Here is a 19340-nt window from a genome sequence, read left to right as displayed (position 1 = left end):
CGGCTGCGCCGAACGCGCGTTGCGCGCCCCATCCGTCTCGGCTCCGCCGAGCCACCTTCCCCTACAGGGAAGGAGAAGAAAGGCGCGTAAAGCCATGGGCCCGCGAGGCGGGGGAGGGAGCAATTCATGACCCACGTCACGCTGGGCATCGTCGCGCGCAGGCGTGAGACGAGCAACCGTTGGGCGCCCGTGTCGTGGGCGCCCTGCGCCGTGCTTCCCGCGGCGCCCGAGACGGCGCCGTGGACGCGGCTCGCGGCGGAGGGCGCGGAGGAGACCTGGTACGTGGGTTCCGCCACGCTCGACCTGCATCCGGGCGAGACCGCGCATTACCGCGACAATCTCGGCTCCGGCCGTCCGTCCGTCTGGGTGGCGCTGCGGCGCAACGGCGAGCGGCTCGAGGTCGCCTCGCTCAGCGTCGATCCCTACGAGGGCGAGGCGCTGGCCGGCGACGAGGCGCTGATCCTCGAGGCGCTGCCCATGCCGGCCGAGGTGGAGGCGCTGGTCGCAGCGTTCGTCGCCGAGTTCCACGTCGAGCGCGAGTTCTACAAGCGCAAGCGCAAGCCCGCCGATCCCAACGCGTTGGCCCGGCGCCCGCCCCGCGTGCTCGGCCTCGATCGCGACGAGGAGGACGGGCGGTGAGCGGCGAAGGCTTTCTCTCGCGCTGGTCGCGCAAGAAGCGCGAGGACGCGCGCGACGAGCCGCGCGAGCCGCAGGAGGCAGCGGCCGAATCGGTCGCCATCCCTGCCGAGCCTGCCCCGGCGCCTGCGCCCGAGGCCGAGCCCACCCTCTCCGACGAGGAGCTCGCCGCCCTCCCGCCCATCGAGACCATAGACGCGACGACGGACATCACGGGCTACCTGCGCAAGGGCGTGCCCGCCGCCCTCAAGAACGCCGCCCTGCGCCGCGTCTGGGCGACGACGCCCGCCGTGCGGGACTATCTCGATCCCGCGCGGGAATACGCCTACGACTGGAACGTTCCCGGCGGCGTGCCCGGAGACGGCCCGCTCTCCCCCGACTTCGACGCCAAGGCCTTGGCGGATCGGCTGTTCGCCAAGCGCGAGCCGCCTGTGGAGAAGCCGCCCGAGGACGTGCGTGAAACGCAAGAACCATCTGTGCAGAATGCGCAGCACAATGAGGACACGAATCCTGCCCGGTCGGAAGAGGCTGACGATGTGGACACATCGTCGGACCCGCAAACCACGGCCGCGCTTGAGAATCGCGAGCCGACGAACGAGCAGCCTGCGGCGCATATGCCGCAGGACCCTGCGGAACTCCGGCCTCGTCCGCGCCGTCATGGCGGGGCCACCCCCGTCTAAAGTCATTCAAAACAAGCTTGCCGGGACCCCATAGCTTCGTACTATGGAACCGTTCGAGAGAAGCCGCCCCGAGAAGGCGGCTAGGACGGGGAAACGCATGCGGGACGAAGGGCTCGATCTGGCGATCCGCGCCGCCGGCGGCGTCGGCGCACTCGCACGCACGCTCGGCATCTCCCAGCCGTCCGTCTCCAACTGGAGCCGGATCCCGGCGGAGCGCGTGCTCGCGGTCGAGACCGTCACCGGCGTCTCCCGCTCGCTGCTGCGCCCCGATCTGTACCCGCAGGGCGGCGGCGAGGCGCACGACGCGATCGACGAGATCGATCTCCTGCGCGCACGCGAATACGACCTCCTCGCCCATCTCCTCGGCAAGGCGCCCGTCGCCGAGACGCTCGAGGCGCTGCGTGGGCTCAAGGGCGATTCGAGCCCGCTGGGCATGGCGCATCTGCAGCTCGCGGACGCGGCGCGCACGACGACGCCCGAGGCGGCGAGCCGCGAATTCTTCGACCTCTTCATCGGGCTGGGGCGCGGCGAGCTGCTTCCCTACGCCTCCTTCTACCTCACGGGCTTCCTGCACGAGCGGCCCCTCGCCGCCGTGCGCGCCGACCTGAAGTCGCTCGGGCTCGAGCGCGAGGACGGGTTGAAGGACCCGGAGGACCACATCGCCATCCTGTGCGACGTCATGGCGGGGCTCGCGGGCCGACGCTTCGACGCCGAGGAGAGCGCCGAGCGCGGCTTCTTCGAGCGGCACCTGAAGCCGTGGGCGCCGCGCTTCTTCGCGGATCTCGAGATCGCCCCCTCGTCACGGCTCTACAAGGCCGTGGGCGCGGTGGGCCGGACCTTCTTCGACATCGAGGCCGAGGCCTTCGAGATCGGGGAATGACCTGAGGAGGGCGCGTGCGCGGGCGCGCCGACAGGAACGACGAGCGGTCCGCACCGCTCGGCACGAACGAGAACGGGCCCGCGCGAGCGTGCCCGAGGTGGAGGACCGGGAATGCGCAAGACGCACAAGGACGAGAGCGCCAAGGTGGCGCTCGATCGGCGTGGCTTCCTGCGGGCCGTCGGCGGTGCCGGCAGCCTGGCGGCGGCGGTCGCCGTCTCGCCCCTCGCGGGAAGCGAGGCGCAGGCGAGCGAGACCGCCGACGAGAAGGTGAAGGCGCGCTACCAGGAAACGGCGCACGTCCAGGCCTTCTACCGCACCAACCGTTACTGAGGAGGCGGGTTCCATGCTCGTCAAGCGCAAGTCCCTCGGACACGACACCGGCGCGGCCCGTCGCGCCCGCCATCCCGCGATCGTCGCCGGCCTCGTCAACGAGGCGGTGGATCGCCGTACCTTCCTGCGCCGCTCCGGCCTCGCCGTCGGCGGGCTCGCCGCCGCGGGCACGCTCTCGCTGGGCGCCGTGCGCAAGGCCGAGGCCGGCCCGATGCAGGAGGGCGTCCCGCTCGAGACCCGCAAGAACATCTGCACCCATTGCTCGGTGGGATGCACGGTCATCGCGGAAGTGCAGAACGGCGTCTGGGTCGGCCAGGAGCCGGCCTGGGAGAGCCCGATCAACCGCGGCACGCACTGCGCCAAGGGCGCGTCGGTCCGCGAGCTCGTCCACGGCGACCGCCGCCTCAAGTACCCGATGAAGATGGTCGGCGGCCAGTGGCAGCGCACCACCTGGGACGAGGCGCTCACCGAGATCTCGGCGAAGCTCGGCGACATCCGCGAGCGCTCCGGAGCCGATTCGGTGTTCTGGCTCGGCTCGGCGAAATTCTCCAACGAGGGCGCCTACCTGTACCGCAAGCTCGCGGCCTTCTGGGGCACGAACTCGGTCGACCACCAGGCGCGCATCTGCCACTCGACCACGGTGGCCGGCGTCGCCAACACCTGGGGCTACGGCGCCCAGACGAATTCCTACAACGACATCCGCAATTCCAAGACCATGATCATCATGGGCGGGAATCCCGCGGAGGCGCACCCGGTCTCGCTCCAGCACGTGCTGTCCGGCAAGGAGCAGAACCAGGCGAACATGATCGTCATCGATCCGCGCTTCACGCGCACCGCCGCCCACGCCACCGAATACGTCCGCATCCGTCCCGGCACCGACATCCCGGTGATCTGGGGCATGATGTGGCACATCTTCGAGAACGGCTGGGAGGACAAGGACTTCATCGCGAGCCGCGTCTACGGCATGGACGCGGTGCGCGAGGAAGTCGCGCGCTGGACGCCCGAGGAGGTCGAGCGCGTCTCCGGCGTGCCGGGCGAGCAGCTCAAGCGTGTCGCCGAGATGTTCGCGACGCAAAAGCCCTCCACCCTGATCTGGTGCATGGGCGCGACGCAGAAGACGGTCGGCACCGCAAACGTGCGCGCCTATTGCAACCTCCTGCTCGCCACCGGCAACGTCGGCTCCGCCGGCACGGGCGCCAACATCTTCCGCGGCCATTGCAACGTGCAGGGCGCGACGGATCTCGGCCTCGACGTCACCTCGCTGCCGCTCTACTACGGTCTCGGCGAGGGCGGCTGGCGGCACTGGTCGCGCGTCTGGGAGGTCGAGTACGACTGGCTGCAGTCGCGCTTCGACGAGGTCCCGGCCAAGGGCGGCCGTGACGCCCGCGACCGCAAGACCAACATGGAGACGCCCGGGATCACCACGACCCGCTGGTTCGACGCGGTGATGATGGACCCCGAGCAGGTCGACCAGCGCGACAACGTCAAGGCGATGATGGTGTTCGGGCACGGCGGCAACACCGTCACCCGCATGCCGGAGGTGGCCGAGGGCTTGAAGCGCCTCGACCTCCTCGTCGTCGCCGACCCGCACCCGACGACCTTCGCGGTGCTCGGCGAGCGCACGGAGAACACCTACCTCCTGCCGATCTGCACGCAGTTCGAGTGCTCGGGCTCGCGCACGGCCTCGAACCGCTCGATCCAGTGGGGCGAGAAGGTGGTGGAGCCGATCTTCGAGAGCGCCACTGATTACTGGGTCATCCATCAGCTCGCCGAGAAGCTCGGCTTCGCCGATCGGATGTTCAAGAACATCGAGATGGTGGAGGGCAAGTTCGGCCCCGAGCCGCAGCCCGAGAGCGTGCTGCGCGAGATCAACCGCGGCGGCTGGTCCACCGGCTATTGCGGCCAGTCTCCCGAGCGGCTCAAGGCGCACATGGCCAACCAGGGCGCCTTCGACCTCGTCACGCTGCGCGCGCCGCGCGAGACGGCGGACGTCGGCGGCGATTATTACGGCCTGCCCTGGCCGTGCTGGGGCACGCCGGAGATCCGCCATCCCGGCACGCACATCCTCTACAACACGAACCTTCACGTGAAGGACGGCGGCGGGGCCTTCCGCGCCCGCTTCGGCGTGGAGCGCGAGGGCGTGAACCTGCTCGCCGAGGGCTCGGCGCCGGTCGGGTCGGAGCTGACCGACGGGCATCCCGAGTTCACCTACGGCGTGCTCAAGACGCTTGGCTGGGACGCCGACCTCACGCAGGCCGAGCGCACCCGCATCGAGACCCAGGGCGGCGCCAACGCCGACGCTGTCTCCTGGTCGACGGATCTCTCCGGCGGCATCCAGCGCGTCTGCCTCGAGCACGGCGCGATCCCCTTCGGCAACGGCAAGGCTCGCGCCATGGCCTGGAACCTGCCCGATCCGGTGCCGGTCCATCGCGAGCCGATCTACACGCCGCGCACCGATCTCGTGGCGCAGTACCCGACCCGCGACGACTTCCGTCAGCAGCGCGTGCCGAACATCGGCCACACGGTGCAGAAGACCGCGATCGAGAACAACATCGCTCGCGACTTCCCGATCATCCTCACCTCCGGGCGCCTCGTCGAGTACGAGGGCGGCGGCGAGGAGACGCGCTCCAACCCTTGGCTCGCCGAGCTCCAGCAGGACATGTTCGTCGAGATCAACCCGGCGGACGCCGCCGAGCGGGGCATCGCGGAAGGCCAGCTCGTCTGGGTCACCGGCCCGGAGGGCGGCTCGAAGGCGCGCGTGAAGGCGCTCGTCACCGAGCGCGTGGGCCGCGGCGTGGCGTTCATGCCGTTCCACTTCGCCGGCTGGTTCCAGGGCGTCGACCAGCGCGCCAAGTACCCGCAGGGCACCGACCCGATCGTGCTCGGCGAATCCGTGAACACCGTGACCACCTACGGCTACGACCCCGTGACCGGCATGCAGGAAACGAAGGTCACGCTCTGCCAGATCGCGGCCGCGTGATCGGAGGATATCGACAATGGCTCGGATGAAGTTCCTCTGCGACGCGGACCGGTGCATCGAGTGCAACGCCTGCGTCACCGCCTGCAAGAACGAGCACGAGGTGCCGTGGGGCATCAACCGCCGGCGCGTCGTCACCATCAACGACGGCACGCCCGGCGAGCGCTCGATCTCGATGGCCTGCATGCACTGCACGGACGCGCCCTGCGCGGCCGTGTGCCCGGTCGACTGCTTCTACACGACGGCCGACGCCGTGGTGCTGCATTCCAAGGACCTGTGCATCGGCTGCGGCTATTGCTTCTACGCCTGCCCGTTCGGCGCGCCGCAATATCCGCGCGTCGGCAATTTCGGCTCGCGCGGCAAGATGGACAAGTGCACCTATTGCGCCGGCGGCCCCGAGGCGGACGTGACGATGGCGGAGTACGAGAAGTACGGCGCCAATCGTCTCGCCGAGGGCAAGCTGCCGATCTGCGCGGAGATGTGCTCGACCAAGGCGCTGCTCGCCGGCGACGGCGAGATCATCGCCGAGATCTACCGCGAGCGCGTGGTCACCCGCGGCTACGGCTCGGGCGCCTGGGGCTGGCAGACGGCCTACAAGGAGACGGTCGCGATCTGAGGCGCGGCTCGACAGGTCGGCGGGGCTCGCCCCGCCGCCGGACCGCCTCGTATTCACAGGTTTGGGAAGGATGACCCACATGTTCCGCGCGAGCCTCACCTCCATCGCCAGAGCCGGGCGCGTCGCGCTCGCGGCGATCGCGCTCCTCGGCCTCGCCGCGATCGCCGTCCCCGACGAGACGCTGGCGCAAGGCACCAACCCCACCGCCCAGGCGGTGACCGAAGAGCAGCTCCTCCAGGCGCTGCAGCCGGGCGGCGAGATCGCCGGGCGCGTCTCGATCCCCGACCAGAAGGCGACGGGCCTCATCAAGCCCGGCGGCCAGGATTGGCGCGCCTTCCACCAGGGCACGATGTTCTGGGTGACGATCGTCGCCCTCGTCGGCATGCTCGCGATCGTCGTCGCCTTCTACGCGGTGCGCGGCAAGATCACGATCGATTCGGGCCTGTCGGGGCTCAAGATCCTGCGCTTCAACGCCTTCGAGCGCTTCGTGCACTGGCTCACCGCCGGCTCCTTCCTGGTGCTGGCGCTCACGGGGATCAACCTCGTGCTGGGCCGCTTCGTGCTGATCCCGCTCTTCGGGCCGGAAGCCTTCGCGACGGTCACGCAGCTCGGCAAGTACGCGCACAATTACCTCGCCTGGCCGTTCATGGCCGGCCTCGTCTTCATGCTGCTCGTGTGGATCAAGGACAACATCCCCGACCGCACGGACGTCGCCTGGCTCAAGGCCGGCGGCGGGCTCCTGAAGAAGGGCGTCCATCCGGAGGCGAAGAAGTTCAACGCCGGACAGAAGGGCATCTTCTGGTCCGTCATCGTCGGCGGCGCGGCGCTCTCGGTCACCGGCGTGCTGTTGCTCTTCCCCTATCTCGCCGGCGGCTATGCCGACTGGCAGCTCGTGCAGATGATCCACGGCGTCGTCGCCGCGATCCTCGTCGCGGTGATGGTGGGGCACATCTACATCGGCTCGGTCGGCATGCAGGGCGCCTTCGACGCCATGGGCTCGGGCGAGGTCGACTACAATTGGGCACGCGAGCACCACTCGCTCTGGGCCGAGGAGGCCCGCCGCAAGCAGGGCGCCCAGGGCGGCGCATCCGGCGGCGCGCGTCCGAGCCCGCAGCCGGCGGAATGATCCCCGGCCCGCTCGCGGGCCGCGCACGGGAAAAGCGAAGGGCGCGGAGGGAGACCTCCGCGCCCTTGGTGTTTCGGGGAGGTGGTGGGTCGGTCAGCTGCGCAGACGTCGCGCCGAGATACGCTTCGCGTCCTTGCGGACGGTGATCTCCCAATGATCGGTCTGCACGACGTCCCTGATCCTGCTCGGGCGAAAGCCGACCACGTTCTCGCCGCCCGCATGACGCAGGCTGTCGTAGACGACGCCGCTCTCGCCGCCGGCACGGAGGCTTTCGCCGAAGGCTTGCGAGGCGGCGTAGCTCGTCGCGGCATATAGGTCGGGACGGCTGGCGCGCTCCCCGCGCAGGTCGACCATCTCGCCGGAGAGTGCCGCCTGATAGGCGCGATAGGGACGCGTCAGGAAGGCCTCTCCACGGACGATTGCCTCGCGACGAAGGTGATGCGCGACCTCCGCTATCGCCGTTCGAATTGCCGCTGCTGCGTACCAGGCACCCAGATCCGGACCGTTGAAGCGCATCCCGCCGGGTGCGACATGGAGAAAGGACGCCATGATCGCGCTGGCGTTGGCCCGCCCGTAGGCCCACTCGTCCCGCGGGAGACGTGCGACGCGCTGTGCAACGAGACGGTCGTTGGTCCACCCCTCCAGGTCCATGACGGCTTCGAGATCTGCCGCGCTCGCCACGCGTTCGAACAGTGCGATCGGTGGAAACCGAGACGGGATCAGCCGGTGGCAGGGCGCGGGAGCCGGGGCGCGCCGGAGCGTCATGAGAGCTCGATGTCGTCGTCCTCGTAGGGCGTGAAGCCCTCGTCGACGACATTGGGGGGCATGTACAGACCGCCACGAGCGGCATCGAGGAAGCGCCGGACCGTGAGAAGGGCGTCCAAGGAACCGTCGGTCACGAGCTCGAGGGGCGGGCGCCCAGCGAAGACAGGAGCCCCATGTTGCGACCTCAGCCAGCGGACGCTCGACGCGTCGTCACCTTCGAGGATCAAGAGGGCCCGGTAGATCCCGAGTATGGCGGAGATGCGCGTCAGGGTATCGAGGCTGAGCGCCAGGTCGCGATGCTCACGCGCAGCCTTGGCCCAGTCGTGATAGGTCGAACGGCCCGGTGCACCAAGGATGCGGAGGCGCTCGGCCTCGGTCAGACGCCAGACGTCGCAGATCGACAAGAAGGTGCGCAGCCCCGGGCCGCTGAGGCGGCGACGCTCCGCGCGATCGAAGAGCGCCGGGTTGACGCGTTGCGGCCCCGCTGTCGCGCGATCTGGTTCCAAGCTCGGTGCCGACATCGGCGCGCTCCCATGACTGTCCGGATCCGAATATGGTCCGGATCCGGACGTCGCACAAGGGGAGTGCCAGTCGCGCGCCTCAGCTGCGCGAGGAATACCAGTCGGAGCCGACGAGGTTGTCGCCCGGGTCGCCGACGCGCGCGCCGCTCGTGGCGTAGGTGTCGGCGGCGGTGGACTGCCAGTTCGTCTCGAGCAGATAGGCCGCGCCGACGGCGACGACGAGCGCGACGACGAGAGAGGCGAGGAAGGCTTTCATCGGGGTTTCCTCCGGAACGTGACCGTACCCGATCTATGCCGTGAAACGCGAGGCGGATCAAGCGTTTGTGCGCACTGGGCAGAGGTTCGCACGGGCGTTCCTCACGCGGCCCGACTCACTCCCAAACGATCCGCGGCGCAACCCTCGCGCGCCCTCCCGCCAGCGCCTCCCACACCTTCTCCGCGATCCCCCGATACACCCGCGCCTGCGGCCCGTCCGGGTCGAGCGCGGTGACGGGGCGGCCCGCGTCGGAGGTCTCGCGGATCGTCATGTTGAGCGGCACCTCGCCCAGGAACGGGACCCCGAGCTTGGCCGCTTCCGCGGCCGCGCCGCCATGGCCGAAGATGTGGCTCGTCTCGCCGCAATGGGGGCACACGAAGGTCGCCATGTTCTCGACGATGCCGAGGATGGGGATCTGCGTGCGCTTGAACATCGCCACACCGCGCCGGGCGTCGATGAGGGCGAGGTCCTGGGGCGTCGAGACGATGACGGCGCCGGCCAGCGGCGTCGCCTGCGCCATGGTGAGCTGCGCGTCGCCGGTGCCGGGCGGCATGTCGACGACGAGCACGTCGAGCTCGCCCCAGGCGACCTCGCGCAGCATCTGGGTGATGGCCGACATCACCATCGGCCCGCGCCAGATCATCGGCGTCTCCTCCTCGACCATGAAGCCGATGGACATGACCTTGACGCCGTAGCCGTCGAGCGGCTCGAGGATGCGGCCCGACAGCACCCGCGGCTTGCCGTGCAGGCCGAAGAGCTTGGGCATGGAGGGGCCGTAGATGTCGGCGTCGAGGATGCCCACCTTCAGCCCCAGCGCCCGCAGGCCGAGCGCGAGGTTGCAGGCCGTCGTCGACTTGCCGACGCCGCCCTTGCCCGAGGCGACCGCGATGACGTGCTTCACGCCCGGAATGCCTTGAGCCTTGGGCTGCGGCGGGCTCGCGGGCCGGCCGGGCTCGACGCCCGCGCGCGAAGGCGGCGTCGCGGACGGGCCCTTCGGGACGGGACGATCGGCCGTGAGGGTCGCGAGCACGGTCGCGCCGTCGGCGACCGCGCGCGCGGCCTCCTCCGCCGCCTTGCGCACGCCCTCCATCGCCTGGGCCTCGCTGGCGTCGATGGCGATGGAGAACATCACCCGCTTGTTCTCGACGACCACGTCGGACAGGCGCCCGGACGCGACGAGGCTCTCGCCGCTCGCGGGAAGCCTCACGGCGGCGAGCGCCTGCAGGACCTGTTCTCTCGTCGTCACGGGCCATCCCTCCGGCAATCGTTCTGTCGCGCCTGATCTAGTGCGTTCCGGCCCTCGCCCGCAACGGCACGAGCGCCGTCAGCGCGTCGCCTCCGCGAGGAAATCCACGAGCGCCCGGCGATCCTCGGCGGCGAGGATGCGCTGCTCGGGCATCTTCGAGCCCGGCGTGTAGGCCGTCGGCCCGTGCTCGAAGAGCGCGGCCACGGTCTGCGGCGTCCAGACGATGTCCATGGCGACGAGGGCGGGGGAGTAGTCGTAGCCCTGCGCCGTGCCGATGCGCCGGCCGAAGATGCCCGCCAGCGTCGGGCCGGCGCGCTCGCCCTCGCTCGCGGAGAGGGTGTGGCAGGCGGCGCAGGCGCGAAACACCTCCGCCCCCCGCGAGCCCGCGAAGCGCGCGAGCGGGTCCTCCGCCGCCTCCAGGATCGGCCCGCTGGAGGGCTCTCCGGTGCGCGCGTCCCAGGCCCGCACCATGGCATCGCCGCCGCCGGTGTAGAGCGTCTCGCCGTCCCGCGCGAAGGCGGCGGACCAGACCGGCAGGCCGGGGCCGACGAGGGTGAACAGCACGTCGCGCGCCGCGACGTCGATGATCGCCACCGAGCCGCGGATCGTCGCCGCCGCGAGGCGCGTGCCGTCGGGCGAGAGCGCGAGCGCGATGATCGGCAGGGGCTGCGTCTCGATTTCGGCGATGAGCGCGCCGTCCGCCGCGAGGAGCCGCACGACGCCGTCCGCTCCCCCTGTCGCGATCGTGCCGTCCGGGGCGATGGCCAGCGCATTGAGCGGGGTGGGCAGCTGGATCACCCGCGCCGGCTCGCCCTCCCCGCCCCAGATCCGCAGCGTCGCGTCGTAGCCCGCGCTCACGAGCCCGCCGTCCGGCCCGAACGCGACGGCGTTGACCTGGCCCGCATGGCCTTCGAGCACCCGCGCCTCGCCGTCGGGGAGCGGCGTGAGGCGCACGATCCCGTCCCATCCGGCGGAGGCGAGCGTCGCCCCGTCGGGCGACACCGAAAGCCCGGCGATCGGCGCCGCATGCGCGCTCTCCACCCGCACCGGGTCCGCCTCGCCCTGGCGCCAGAAGGCGATCCGCCCGTCGGCGCCGCCGGTGACGATGCCGCCGTCGGGCAGGATCGCGACGGCGTTCACCGCGTCGTCGTGGAGGCGCAGCACCTGCGCCGCCGCCTCGCGCTCGAGATCCCAGACGATGGCACGGCTGTCGAAGGAGCCCGACACCGCGACGTCGCCCGCGGGCGCCACCGCCAGCGCCCGGACGGGCCCGCCGTGGCCGCGCATCTCGGCGGAGGCGCCGCCCGCGGCGAGGAGCGGCGCGAGGATCAGCGAGAGTGCGACGGCGGCGAGACGCATGGGCGGGTCAGCTCCTCGGAGCGGGGGTGAAGCCGAGCGCCCGCAGGGCCGCGTGCGTCTCGGGCGCCTCGAGCGCCGCGAGGAAGGCCGCGACGCCCGGCCGCTCGCGCCGCGCGGCGACGAGCGCGAAGTCGTAGTGCTCTTGCGCCAACGGCAGGAAGCCGAGACCGTAGGCTTCCGCGACGGGCGCGATGGCGAGGCCCCAATCGGCGCGCCCCTGCGCCACGGCGGCCGCGACCGCGTTGTGCGATCTCGGCTGGTTCCAATACCCGTCCGGCCGCGCGCCGGCGAGGAGCCCGTCGAGCAGGATGCGCGTGCCGGCGCCCTGGTTGCGCCCGACCATCAGGCACGACAAATCGCCCTTCACCGCCGCCACGGCCTCACGCGCGTCCCGCCCCGCGAAGCGCGTGTCGCCCGCGCGAAAAACGACGCCCTGCATGCGGCGCCAGCCGGAGACGAGCTCGAGGCCCTCCGCGAGGAAGGGCGCGTTGTAGGTCTCGCTCTTCGGGTCGAGCAGGTGGATCGGGGCGAGGTCGCATTCCCCGCGCTTCGCCGCCGCGAGCCCGCCGAGGCTGCCCACCGCGATCACCCGCGCCGAGACGCCCGGCAGCCGTGCGAGGACGGCGTCGAGGCCGGTGCAATGGCTGCCTGCGATCACGAGATCGGGCACGCGCACCTGCGGCGTCAGGAGCCGCACGTCGACTTCCGCGCCTGCGGGGAGCGCATCCGCCAGGGCCTCGACGGCGAGGAAGCCGTCCGCCTGCGCGAAGGTCGTCACCGAGCCCGAGCCCTTGCCGGTGGGATAGGCGACGAGGCCGCCCTCTCCCTCCACGAGCGCGCTCATCACGTATTCGGTGCGCCCCATCTCGGAGGCGATGCGTACCGGCACGCGGGCGCGCACGCTGGCCTCGGCGCGCGCCGGCAGGCCGGCGAGCGTGCGCAGGACGGGCGCGATCATGTCGTGGAAGGTGAACATGGCCGAGGTCGGGAAGCCGGGCAGCACCACCACCGCCTTGCCGTCGCACACCGCGAGGCACAGCGGCTTGCCGGGCTTGAGCGCGACCCCGTGCGCGACGATGCCCGGCGCACCCAGGCGCCCGACGCCGCGATAGGTGAGATCGCCGGCTCCCTTCGAGGTACCGCCGGAGAGGACGACGGCGTCGCATTCGGCGTGCGCTCGCCGCAGCGCGGTTTCGAGCGCCGCGGGATCGTCCGGGACGATGCCGTAGGGCACGGGCTCGCAGCCCGCCTCGGCGATCGCCGCCGCGATCACGGGGCCGTTGGCGTCGTAGATCCGCGCCGGGCCGAGCGCCTCGCCCGGCGCGACGAGCTCGTCGCCCGTCGAGAGAACGGCGACCCGCGGCTTCGCGAAGACCGGCACGCGCGCGATGCCCACCGCCGCCAGCATGCCGATCTCGCGCGCGCCGATCACCGTCCCCGCCCGCAGCAACGTCTCGCCACGCGCGATGTCGGAGCCCGCGAAGGCGACGAACTGCCCGGGATTGGCCGCCCGCCGCACCGCGATCGCAGGACCGTCGGGCGTGTCGAGGGGGCGCGTGTGCTCGATCATGACGACCGCGTCCGCGCCGCGCGGGATCGGCCCCCCGGTGGCGATGGGCGTCGCGCGGCCCGGCCCGACGGCGATCGTCGGCGCGACGCCGCAGGCGATCGTCTCGTCGTTGAGGAGGAGCCGCGCCGGCGATCCTTCGGAGGCCTCGGTGAGGTCCGCCGCGCGCACGGCGAAGCCGTCGACGCCGGAGCGGTCGAAGGGCGGCGCGTCGACGGGCGCGCGCATGTCGGCGGCGAGCGGCAGGCCGAGCGCGTCGGCGAGCGCCGCCTCCGTGCGGCGCAGGGGCGCGGGCCGCAGCGCCTCGGCGAAGCGCCGCGCCGCGTCCTCGCGGGAGAGCACGGTGAGGAATTGCTCCTGGGTCGGAGCGCGTCCCGATGAGCTCACGGCAGCGGCCTCGCCTCGATCGTCTCCCCCGCCCCATAGCCCTCCGCCTGCGGCGGCACCAGGGCATAGGCGTCGGCGCGCGCGTATGCCGCGAGGGCGAGATCACCCACCGCGAGGACGCGCCAGACGTCGCCTTCGCGAAGGAGGAGCGCGATCTCGCTCAGCCCCACGACGGACGTCAGCGCCTCGCCGAGGCGCACCTGCAGCGGAGTTGGAACGCGAGCGCCGCAGAGGGCGGCCAGCGCCGGCGGCAGGAGCGCAAGAGCGGCGCCGAGCGCATCGCCGTCGAGCGCCGGCAGCCGCGCCACCGGCATGCCGTTCGCGTCGCGCGCGAGATGCGTCGTCTCGCCGGGGGCGAGCGCGAGGCCGTCGACGAGCATCGTCTCGCCCTCCCCTCCGCCACCGCGCGCCAGCACCAGATCGGCGTCCCCCGCCGCCGCCACCTCGCCTCCGAACGCCGCGACGAGCGGCGCGAGGAGCGCGAGCCCGTCGAGCCGCACGCGCGGCCTACTTACCGCGACACGATCGATACCGAGAGCGGCGAGCACGGAAACGTCGCTCGCCCGCAGGCGATGGCCCGCCGGCATCAGCAGCGTCCCCGCCCGCGCCTCCTCGCCGGCGCGCCGCACGTCCGTGCCGGGCGCGACTTCCGCCAGGATCTCGGGGATCGGGCCGTCCGAGAGCGCATCATCCCGCAGGATCGCGTCGCAGCCCGTAGGCAGCGCCTCGCCGGCCGCGAGGCGCGCCGGCGGCACGAGGCAGGGTGCGGGCGCGTAGGGCGAGGCGCCGATCGTGTCCGCCGCCGCCACGGCGAAGCCCGCGCGCCGCGCGATCGCGCGAGCCGGCACGTCGGCCTCGACGACGACGTCCCGCGCCAGCGTGGCACCGAGCGCCTCCTGCGGCGCGCGCTCGCTCGTCGCGACGGGCCGCACCTCCTCGAGCCAGAGCGCGAGAGCGTCGTCGAGCGGCGTCAGGGAACGGGATGAGGCGTCGGGCGTCACGTCGGCTTCCGGTCGGCCGCAGATGCGGCCGCGATCCGTATATCTACCGAGCTGCCGCAAGGAAAGTCGAGCCTCTCGGACGTCGGAGACGCATGCGAGGACACTGCCGAATCCTGCGGATGACTGTGTTCATTCCATCATTGCGTCACGACTGCATTCTTGCTCATTTGCCAGCCGTTTGCGCGAGGATTCCGGTGAGCGCCCCCTTCGGTACTGCGTTCGATCTCATCGTCTCCGGCGACCCGGCTCTCTACGAGATCATCGGGCTTTCGCTGCGCGTCACGCTCTCGGCGGTGGCGATCGCGGCGCTCCTGGGGTTGCCGCTCGGAGCGGCTCTGGCGCTCGCGCGCTTTCCCGGCCGGGGTGCGGTGATCGTCCTGTTCAACGCGCTGATGGGCCTGCCGCCCGTCGTCGCGGGGCTCCTGATCTACCTGCTTCTGTCGCGCTCGGGCCCGCTCGGCGATCTCGCGCTGCTCTTCACGCCGGCCGCGATGATCGTGGCGCAGACCGTGCTGATCCTGCCCATCGTCGTCTCGCTGACGCGCTCGGTCACGGAGGACCTCTGGGCGGAATACGAGGAGCAGCTCAAGAGCCTGGGCGCGACGCGGCTTCGCGCCGTGCCGACGCTCCTGTGGGACGGGCGCGTGAGCCTGCTGACGGGCGTGCTCGCCGGCTTCGGGCGCGCGAGCGCGGAGGTCGGCGCGGTGCTCATCGTGGGCGGCAACATCGCCGGCTACACGCGCACCATGACGACCGCGATCACTCTGGAGACCTCGCGCGGCAATCTCGGGCTCGCGGTGGCGCTCGGGCTCATCCTCATGGCGCTGACGCTCACCCTCAACGCGCTCGCCTGGAGCCTCGGGCAGTGGCAGCGGGAGCGGATCGGATGACGCGCACGATCCTGCCCCTCACGCTCGAGACCGTCTCCTACGCGGTCTCCGGCACGCCGCTCTTGCGCGACGTGTCGCTGACGATCGGCGCGGGCCGGCGGCTCGTCGTGATGGGGCCGAACGGGGCGGGCAAGAGCCTGCTCCTGCGCCTGTGCCACGGCCTCCTCGCGCCGACCACGGGACGGGTGCGCTGGGCCTCGGGCGAGGCGCGGCCGAAGGCGCAGGGCATGGTGCTCCAGCGCCCCGTCCTCTTGCGCCGCAGCGTGGCGGCGAACCTCGACTACCCTCTCGCCCTCGCCGGCCTGCCCAAGGCGGAACGCCGCGCGATGGTCGAGGCGAGCCTCGCGCGCTTCGGCCTCGCGCCGCTCGCCGCGCGCCCGGCGCGCCGGCTGTCGGGCGGCGAGCAGCAGCGCCTCGCGCTCGCCCGCGCCTGGGCGCTCCGTCCCGAGATCCTCTTCCTCGACGAGCCCTCCGCCGCCCTCGACCCCTCCGCGACGCGCCTCGTCGAGGCGGCGATCGCGAGCGTCGCCGCGGACGGGATCACGGTCGTCATGACCACGCACGACCTCGGCCAAGCCCGCCGCCTCGCCGAGGACGTCGTCTTCCTGCATCGCGGCCGGCTCGTGGAGCACGGCCCGGCGGACGCCTTCTTCTCCGTGCCGCAGAGCCCGGAGGCCCGCGCCTTCGTCGCCGGCGATCTCGTCTGGTGATCCATCCGGAGAAAACGACCATGCACGCCACCCGCCGCGCCTTATTCGGCCTCGCCTCCAGCCTCGCGCTCCTCGTGGCGCTGCCCGCGAGCGCGCAGGAGTTCATCACCGTGGCCTCGACCACCTCGACGGCCAATTCCGGCCTGTTCGACCACATCCTGCCGATGTTCCAGGAGGAGACCGGCATCGAGGTGCGCGTCGTCGCCCAGGGCACCGGCCAGGCGCTCGAGACCGGCCGGCGCGGCGATGCCGACGTCGTCTTCGTCCACGCCCGCGCCCAGGAGGAGCAGTTCGTGGAAGAGGGCTACGGCGTCGAGCGCTTCGACGTGATGTACAACGACTTCGTCATCGTCGGCCCGGGCGAGGACCCGGCCGGCGTGCGCGAGACCGACACCGCCGCCGACGCCATGGCCGCGATCGCGGAGGCGCAGGCCTCCTTCGCCTCGCGCGGCGACGACAGCGGCACGCACGCCGCCGAGAAGAGCCTGTGGGCGTCGGCGGGCGTCGAGCCGGCGGGGCGATGGTACCTCTCCACCGGGTCGGGCATGGGCGCCACGCTCAACACGGCCGCCCAGGTGCCGGCTTACGCGCTCACCGACCGTGGGACGTGGCTGAGCTTCGCCAATCGCGGGCCGCTCGAGATCGTGTCGCAGGGCGATCAGGTGCTCTTCAACCCCTATGGCGTCATCCTGGTGAGCCCGGAGCGCCACCCGCACGTGAAGGCGCAGGCCGGCCAGGCCTTCATCGATTGGCTCGTCTCGAACGCGGGACAGGCCGCGATCGCGAGCTACCACGTGGGCGGCGAGCAGCTGTTCTTTCCCAGCGCGCAGTGAGGGCGCACGCCGCGCCCCAGCCACATCGAGACCGACCGACGTGCCCCGTCGCCTCGCGAGCGGGGCACGTTCCTTTTGGGCTGGCACCCGCCCTTTCGTGAGACACGTGCACGTTCGCGTGATTTCCGTTGCGTCCAGTTTGACATTTCAAATTTGGCGTCTGAACATGTCGCAATGCTCGACAAGGACTCGCCCTTCGCCGTCGTGACACCCGGGCCGCCGCGCAGCGACAAGCTCGGCGATCTCGCGCTGGCGACGCTGCGCACGGCGATCCTCGCCTGCGACCCGGCACCGGGGAGCATCGTTACGGAAGCTGATCTCGCCCGGCGTTTCGGGCTGGGCCTCGCCGCGACGCGCGCGGCGCTGGCGCGGCTCTCGGCGATCGGCTGGATCGAGGCGCAGCCACGCCGCGGCTGGCAGGTCCTTCCCGTGAGCGGCGCGCATCTCGCCGATCTCCTCGCGGCGCGCCGCCTGCTCGAGCCCGTTCTCGCCGAGACGATCGTGCCCCCCGGGCGCGCCAGGGAGATGCTCGTCCAGGCGGACATCTTCGACGCATCCGTTCGCGACATGGCGGGGCGCCAGGCGGGCGACGCGCGTCATTTCGCCGAGCTGCGCACGGCGTCCCTGTGCGCCGGCGCCGTGCACCAGCCGCGCGTGCGCGCCTGGCTCGCGGAGACCTGGGAGCTGTCGCTCAGGGCCGACCGGCATCTCGCCGTTCGCCTCTCCATCGTGCGCCCGGCCCTGCCGCTCGGCGCGCTCGCCCGTGCATTGGCGCGCGGCGAGGGCACGGCGGCGCTCGCCGTCGCCGAGACCATGCGGCGCGCCTTCGAGGAGCGGGCGCTCGCCGCCTGCGGCTTCAGCGACGCCCCCATCGCGAACGCGCAGGACCGTGCACCCGCACGGCTCCCCGCGGACGACACCCGAGCCGACATCCACCAAGACGGCCCCGAGGCCGCAGGCGACCATCCCACCAGAGGACAAACCCGATGAAGAACACAGTTCGCTTCGCTCTCGCCGCCGCCCTCGCGGCCTCCACGGCCCTCGTCGCGCTCCCGCAGGCGGCCTTGGCCGATGCCGAGCTCTTGACCGTGGACCTCGTCAACGAGCCCTCGTCGCTCGACCCCCACATGCAGTGGAACCCGGACAGCTACTACGTCTACCGCAACATCTTCGACAACCTGCTCACCCGCGACGACGAGGGCGAGATCGTCCCGCAGATCGCGACCGAGTGGGAATACCTCTCCGACACGGAGATCGCCTTCACCATCCGTGAGGGCGTGACCTTCCACGACGGCTCGCCGCTCACCGCCGAGGACGTGGTCTATTCGGTGGAGCGCATCACGAACCCCGATTTCGGCTCGCCGCAGCTCAGCCAGTTCTCGACGATCACCGCGGCCGAGGTGATGGACGACGGGCGCGTGAAGCTCACGACCTCGGCGCCCTACCCGGCGCTGCTCGCACAGCTCGTGAAGCTCTCCATCGTGCCGCAGGCGATCGTCGAGGAGGTGGGCCAGGAGGCCTTCAACCTGAACCCCGTGGGCTCGGGCCCCTACCGCTTCGCGGGCTGGGACCGCGGCGTCGAGGTGCGTCTCGAGCGCAACGACGAGTATTGGGGCGAGGTCGGCGACTTCCCCGCCGCCGTGTTCCGCGCGGTGCCCGACGCCTCGACCCGCGTGGCGAATCTCGTCTCCGGCGCCTCCGATCTCGTCGTCTCGCTGGATCCCGATCTCGCGATGCAGCTCGAGACGGCGGACGGCGTCGAGCCGCGCACGGCGCTCACCGAGCGCGTGGGCTACCTCAAGCTCAACCCGCAGAAGCCCGGCCTCGACGATCCGCGCATGCGCCGCGCCATCGCGCACGCCATCGATCGCGAGCTGATCGTCGAGGGCCTGCTCGGGGGCTACGACCAGCCGGTGGGCCAGATGCTGACGCCCGCCCACGTCGGCTGGGTCGAGGGCGTCGAGGGCGTGCCCTACGATCCGGAGGCGGCGCGCGCGCTCCTCGACGAGATGGGCGACGCCGCCGACCGCACGCTGTCCTTCGCCACCGCGCCGGTCTTCGACCAGCGCATCGTCCAGGCGCTGCAGCAGATGCTCACCGACGTCGGTCTCGACGTCGAGATCGAGATGACGGACATGTCGACCTACCTCGCCAAGGTGCGCGGCGAGCCGGCTCAGGGCCCCGATCTCAGCTTCGGACGCTGGTCCTGCGCCTGCCAGGACGCCGACGGCGTGCTGCATCCGCTCTTGCATTCGGGCAGCTCCTGGTCGGCCGTGCGCGAGCCCGAGCTCGACGTGATCCTGGATGCCGCCCGCGCCACCCTCGACGAGGGCGAGCGGCTCTCGGAATACGCCAAGGTGCACGAATACGTCGCGCAGGAGGTGCCGCTCGTGCCGCTCTACCAGGCCGCGATCATCTACGGCGCGGACGAGCGGCTCGAATGGACGCCGACGCCCAACGAGAGCCTGTTCATCAACCGGATGGACTGGGCCGAGTGAGGCCGACAGCCGACGCGGCCGCCCTCCTGCGGGAAGAGCGGCCGCGTTCCCCCGCCGATCGC

19 protein-coding genes are annotated in these 19340 nt (G+C 71.6%); 12 read left to right on the top strand and 7 right to left on the bottom strand.

Annotated elements, in window-relative coordinates:
* Positions 1 to 126: 126 nt before the first annotated feature.
* The 7 genes from IEX89_RS17755 to IEX89_RS17725 all read left to right on the top strand — a co-directional run bounded on the left by IEX89_RS17755 (position 127) and on the right by IEX89_RS17725 (position 7245).
* A complete protein-coding gene (locus tag IEX89_RS17755; RefSeq protein WP_188914594.1) occupies positions 127 to 639 on the top strand; it encodes a DUF3305 domain-containing protein in 513 nt (170 codons plus the stop codon).
* Positions 636 to 1316, top strand: a complete 681-nt coding sequence (locus tag IEX89_RS17750; RefSeq protein ID WP_188914593.1) for a DUF3306 domain-containing protein — start codon at positions 636 to 638, stop codon at positions 1314 to 1316. Before IEX89_RS17755 ends, IEX89_RS17750 begins: the two co-directional genes overlap by 4 nt.
* Before the next feature lie 97 nt (positions 1317 to 1413).
* Positions 1414 to 2196 carry a Cro/CI family transcriptional regulator gene (locus IEX89_RS17745; protein WP_188914592.1) on the top strand — a complete coding sequence of 261 codons (783 nt, stop codon included), beginning with the start codon at positions 1414 to 1416 and terminating at the stop codon, positions 2194 to 2196.
* Positions 2197 to 2307: 111 nt separating this feature from the next.
* On the top strand, positions 2308 to 2526 hold the full coding sequence (locus tag IEX89_RS17740) for a twin-arginine translocation signal domain-containing protein (RefSeq protein ID WP_188914591.1): 219 nt from the start codon (positions 2308 to 2310) through the stop codon (positions 2524 to 2526).
* A gap of 13 nt (positions 2527 to 2539) precedes the next feature.
* Positions 2540 to 5506 (top strand): formate dehydrogenase subunit alpha, encoded by a 2967-nt coding sequence (locus tag IEX89_RS17735; RefSeq protein ID WP_188914590.1) that lies wholly within the window; start codon positions 2540 to 2542, stop codon positions 5504 to 5506.
* A gap of 16 nt (positions 5507 to 5522) precedes the next feature.
* A complete protein-coding gene (gene fdh3B / locus IEX89_RS17730; RefSeq protein ID WP_188914589.1) occupies positions 5523 to 6119 on the top strand; it encodes a formate dehydrogenase FDH3 subunit beta in 597 nt (198 codons plus the stop codon).
* Between the two features lie 79 nt (positions 6120 to 6198).
* Positions 6199 to 7245 carry a formate dehydrogenase subunit gamma gene (locus IEX89_RS17725; RefSeq protein WP_188914588.1) on the top strand — a complete coding sequence of 349 codons (1047 nt, stop codon included), beginning with the start codon at positions 6199 to 6201 and terminating at the stop codon, positions 7243 to 7245.
* A 93-nt stretch (positions 7246 to 7338) separates the two neighbouring features.
* On the opposite strand, the gene IEX89_RS17720 is transcribed toward IEX89_RS17725, so the two are convergent.
* From IEX89_RS17720 to IEX89_RS17690, 7 genes are all read right to left on the bottom strand, one after another.
* The gene (locus IEX89_RS17720; RefSeq protein WP_188914587.1) at positions 7339 to 8010 is read right to left on the bottom strand and encodes an RES family NAD+ phosphorylase; all 672 of its coding nucleotides are present in this window, start codon (positions 8008 to 8010) and stop codon (positions 7339 to 7341) included.
* The gene (locus tag IEX89_RS17715; RefSeq protein ID WP_188914586.1) at positions 8007 to 8531 is read right to left on the bottom strand and encodes an MbcA/ParS/Xre antitoxin family protein; all 525 of its coding nucleotides are present in this window, start codon (positions 8529 to 8531) and stop codon (positions 8007 to 8009) included. The genes IEX89_RS17720 and IEX89_RS17715 overlap by 4 nt, the downstream gene beginning before the upstream one ends.
* A gap of 79 nt (positions 8532 to 8610) precedes the next feature.
* A complete protein-coding gene (locus IEX89_RS17710) occupies positions 8611 to 8787 on the bottom strand; it encodes a hypothetical protein (protein ID WP_188914585.1) in 177 nt (58 codons plus the stop codon).
* A gap of 115 nt (positions 8788 to 8902) precedes the next feature.
* Positions 8903 to 10033 carry an Mrp/NBP35 family ATP-binding protein gene (locus IEX89_RS17705; RefSeq protein ID WP_188914584.1) on the bottom strand — a complete coding sequence of 377 codons (1131 nt, stop codon included), beginning with the start codon at positions 10031 to 10033 and terminating at the stop codon, positions 8903 to 8905.
* Positions 10034 to 10111: 78 nt separating this feature from the next.
* Entirely contained in the window at positions 10112 to 11392 is a 1281-nt protein-coding gene (locus IEX89_RS17700) for a c-type cytochrome (RefSeq protein WP_188914583.1), read from the bottom strand.
* A 7-nt stretch (positions 11393 to 11399) separates the two neighbouring features.
* Complete coding sequence (locus IEX89_RS17695) at positions 11400 to 13346, bottom strand: molybdopterin biosynthesis protein (protein WP_188914582.1); 1947 nt, start codon at positions 13344 to 13346, stop codon at positions 11400 to 11402.
* Entirely contained in the window at positions 13343 to 14347 is a 1005-nt protein-coding gene (locus IEX89_RS17690) for a MoeA family protein (protein ID WP_188914581.1), read from the bottom strand. The genes IEX89_RS17695 and IEX89_RS17690 overlap by 4 nt, the downstream gene beginning before the upstream one ends.
* 194 nt (positions 14348 to 14541) lie before the next feature.
* On the opposite strand from IEX89_RS17690, the gene IEX89_RS17685 reads away from it, so the two are divergent.
* The 5 genes from IEX89_RS17685 to IEX89_RS17665 all read left to right on the top strand — a co-directional run bounded on the left by IEX89_RS17685 (position 14542) and on the right by IEX89_RS17665 (position 19278).
* Positions 14542 to 15237 carry an ABC transporter permease gene (locus tag IEX89_RS17685; RefSeq protein WP_244645558.1) on the top strand — a complete coding sequence of 232 codons (696 nt, stop codon included), beginning with the start codon at positions 14542 to 14544 and terminating at the stop codon, positions 15235 to 15237.
* Complete coding sequence (locus IEX89_RS17680) at positions 15234 to 15947, top strand: ATP-binding cassette domain-containing protein (RefSeq protein WP_188914579.1); 714 nt, start codon at positions 15234 to 15236, stop codon at positions 15945 to 15947. The genes IEX89_RS17685 and IEX89_RS17680 overlap by 4 nt, the downstream gene beginning before the upstream one ends.
* A 20-nt stretch (positions 15948 to 15967) precedes the next feature.
* On the top strand, positions 15968 to 16780 hold the full coding sequence (locus tag IEX89_RS17675; RefSeq protein WP_188914578.1) for an ABC transporter substrate-binding protein: 813 nt from the start codon (positions 15968 to 15970) through the stop codon (positions 16778 to 16780).
* Between the two features lie 174 nt (positions 16781 to 16954).
* The gene (locus IEX89_RS17670; protein WP_188914577.1) at positions 16955 to 17770 is read left to right on the top strand and encodes a GntR family transcriptional regulator; all 816 of its coding nucleotides are present in this window, start codon (positions 16955 to 16957) and stop codon (positions 17768 to 17770) included.
* A complete protein-coding gene (locus tag IEX89_RS17665) occupies positions 17767 to 19278 on the top strand; it encodes an ABC transporter substrate-binding protein (RefSeq protein ID WP_188914576.1) in 1512 nt (503 codons plus the stop codon). Before IEX89_RS17670 ends, IEX89_RS17665 begins: the two co-directional genes overlap by 4 nt.
* Positions 19279 to 19340: the final 62 nt, after the last annotated feature.

The organism is Salinarimonas ramus (assembly GCF_014645695.1).
GTDB lineage: Bacteria > Pseudomonadota > Alphaproteobacteria > Rhizobiales > Beijerinckiaceae > Salinarimonas > Salinarimonas ramus.
Note: the sequence above shows the minus strand (reverse complement) of the source record. Positions and strands in the feature narration are given on the sequence as shown.

Bases quoted from the DNA above. Each gene is read 5' to 3' on its own strand.
- IEX89_RS17755 (WP_188914594.1), top strand. From the start codon at position 127: ATGACCCACGTCACGCTGGGCATCGTCGCGCGCAGGCGTGAGACGAGC.
- IEX89_RS17745 (WP_188914592.1), top strand. From the start codon at position 1,414: ATGCGGGACGAAGGGCTCGATCTGGCGATCCGCGCCGCCGGCGGCGTC.
- IEX89_RS17740 (WP_188914591.1), top strand. From the start codon at position 2,308: ATGCGCAAGACGCACAAGGACGAGAGCGCCAAGGTGGCGCTCGATCGG.
- IEX89_RS17735 (WP_188914590.1), top strand. From the start codon at position 2,540: ATGCTCGTCAAGCGCAAGTCCCTCGGACACGACACCGGCGCGGCCCGT.
- fdh3B (WP_188914589.1), top strand. From the start codon at position 5,523: ATGGCTCGGATGAAGTTCCTCTGCGACGCGGACCGGTGCATCGAGTGC.
- IEX89_RS17725 (WP_188914588.1), top strand. From the start codon at position 6,199: ATGTTCCGCGCGAGCCTCACCTCCATCGCCAGAGCCGGGCGCGTCGCG.
- IEX89_RS17720 (WP_188914587.1), bottom strand. From the start codon at position 8,010: ATGACGCTCCGGCGCGCCCCGGCTCCCGCGCCCTGCCACCGGCTGATC.
- IEX89_RS17715 (WP_188914586.1), bottom strand. From the start codon at position 8,531: ATGTCGGCACCGAGCTTGGAACCAGATCGCGCGACAGCGGGGCCGCAA.
- IEX89_RS17710 (WP_188914585.1), bottom strand. From the start codon at position 8,787: ATGAAAGCCTTCCTCGCCTCTCTCGTCGTCGCGCTCGTCGTCGCCGTC.
- IEX89_RS17700 (WP_188914583.1), bottom strand. From the start codon at position 11,392: ATGCGTCTCGCCGCCGTCGCACTCTCGCTGATCCTCGCGCCGCTCCTC.
- IEX89_RS17680 (WP_188914579.1), top strand. From the start codon at position 15,234: ATGACGCGCACGATCCTGCCCCTCACGCTCGAGACCGTCTCCTACGCG.
- IEX89_RS17675 (WP_188914578.1), top strand. From the start codon at position 15,968: ATGCACGCCACCCGCCGCGCCTTATTCGGCCTCGCCTCCAGCCTCGCG.
- IEX89_RS17670 (WP_188914577.1), top strand. From the start codon at position 16,955: ATGCTCGACAAGGACTCGCCCTTCGCCGTCGTGACACCCGGGCCGCCG.
- IEX89_RS17665 (WP_188914576.1), top strand. From the start codon at position 17,767: ATGAAGAACACAGTTCGCTTCGCTCTCGCCGCCGCCCTCGCGGCCTCC.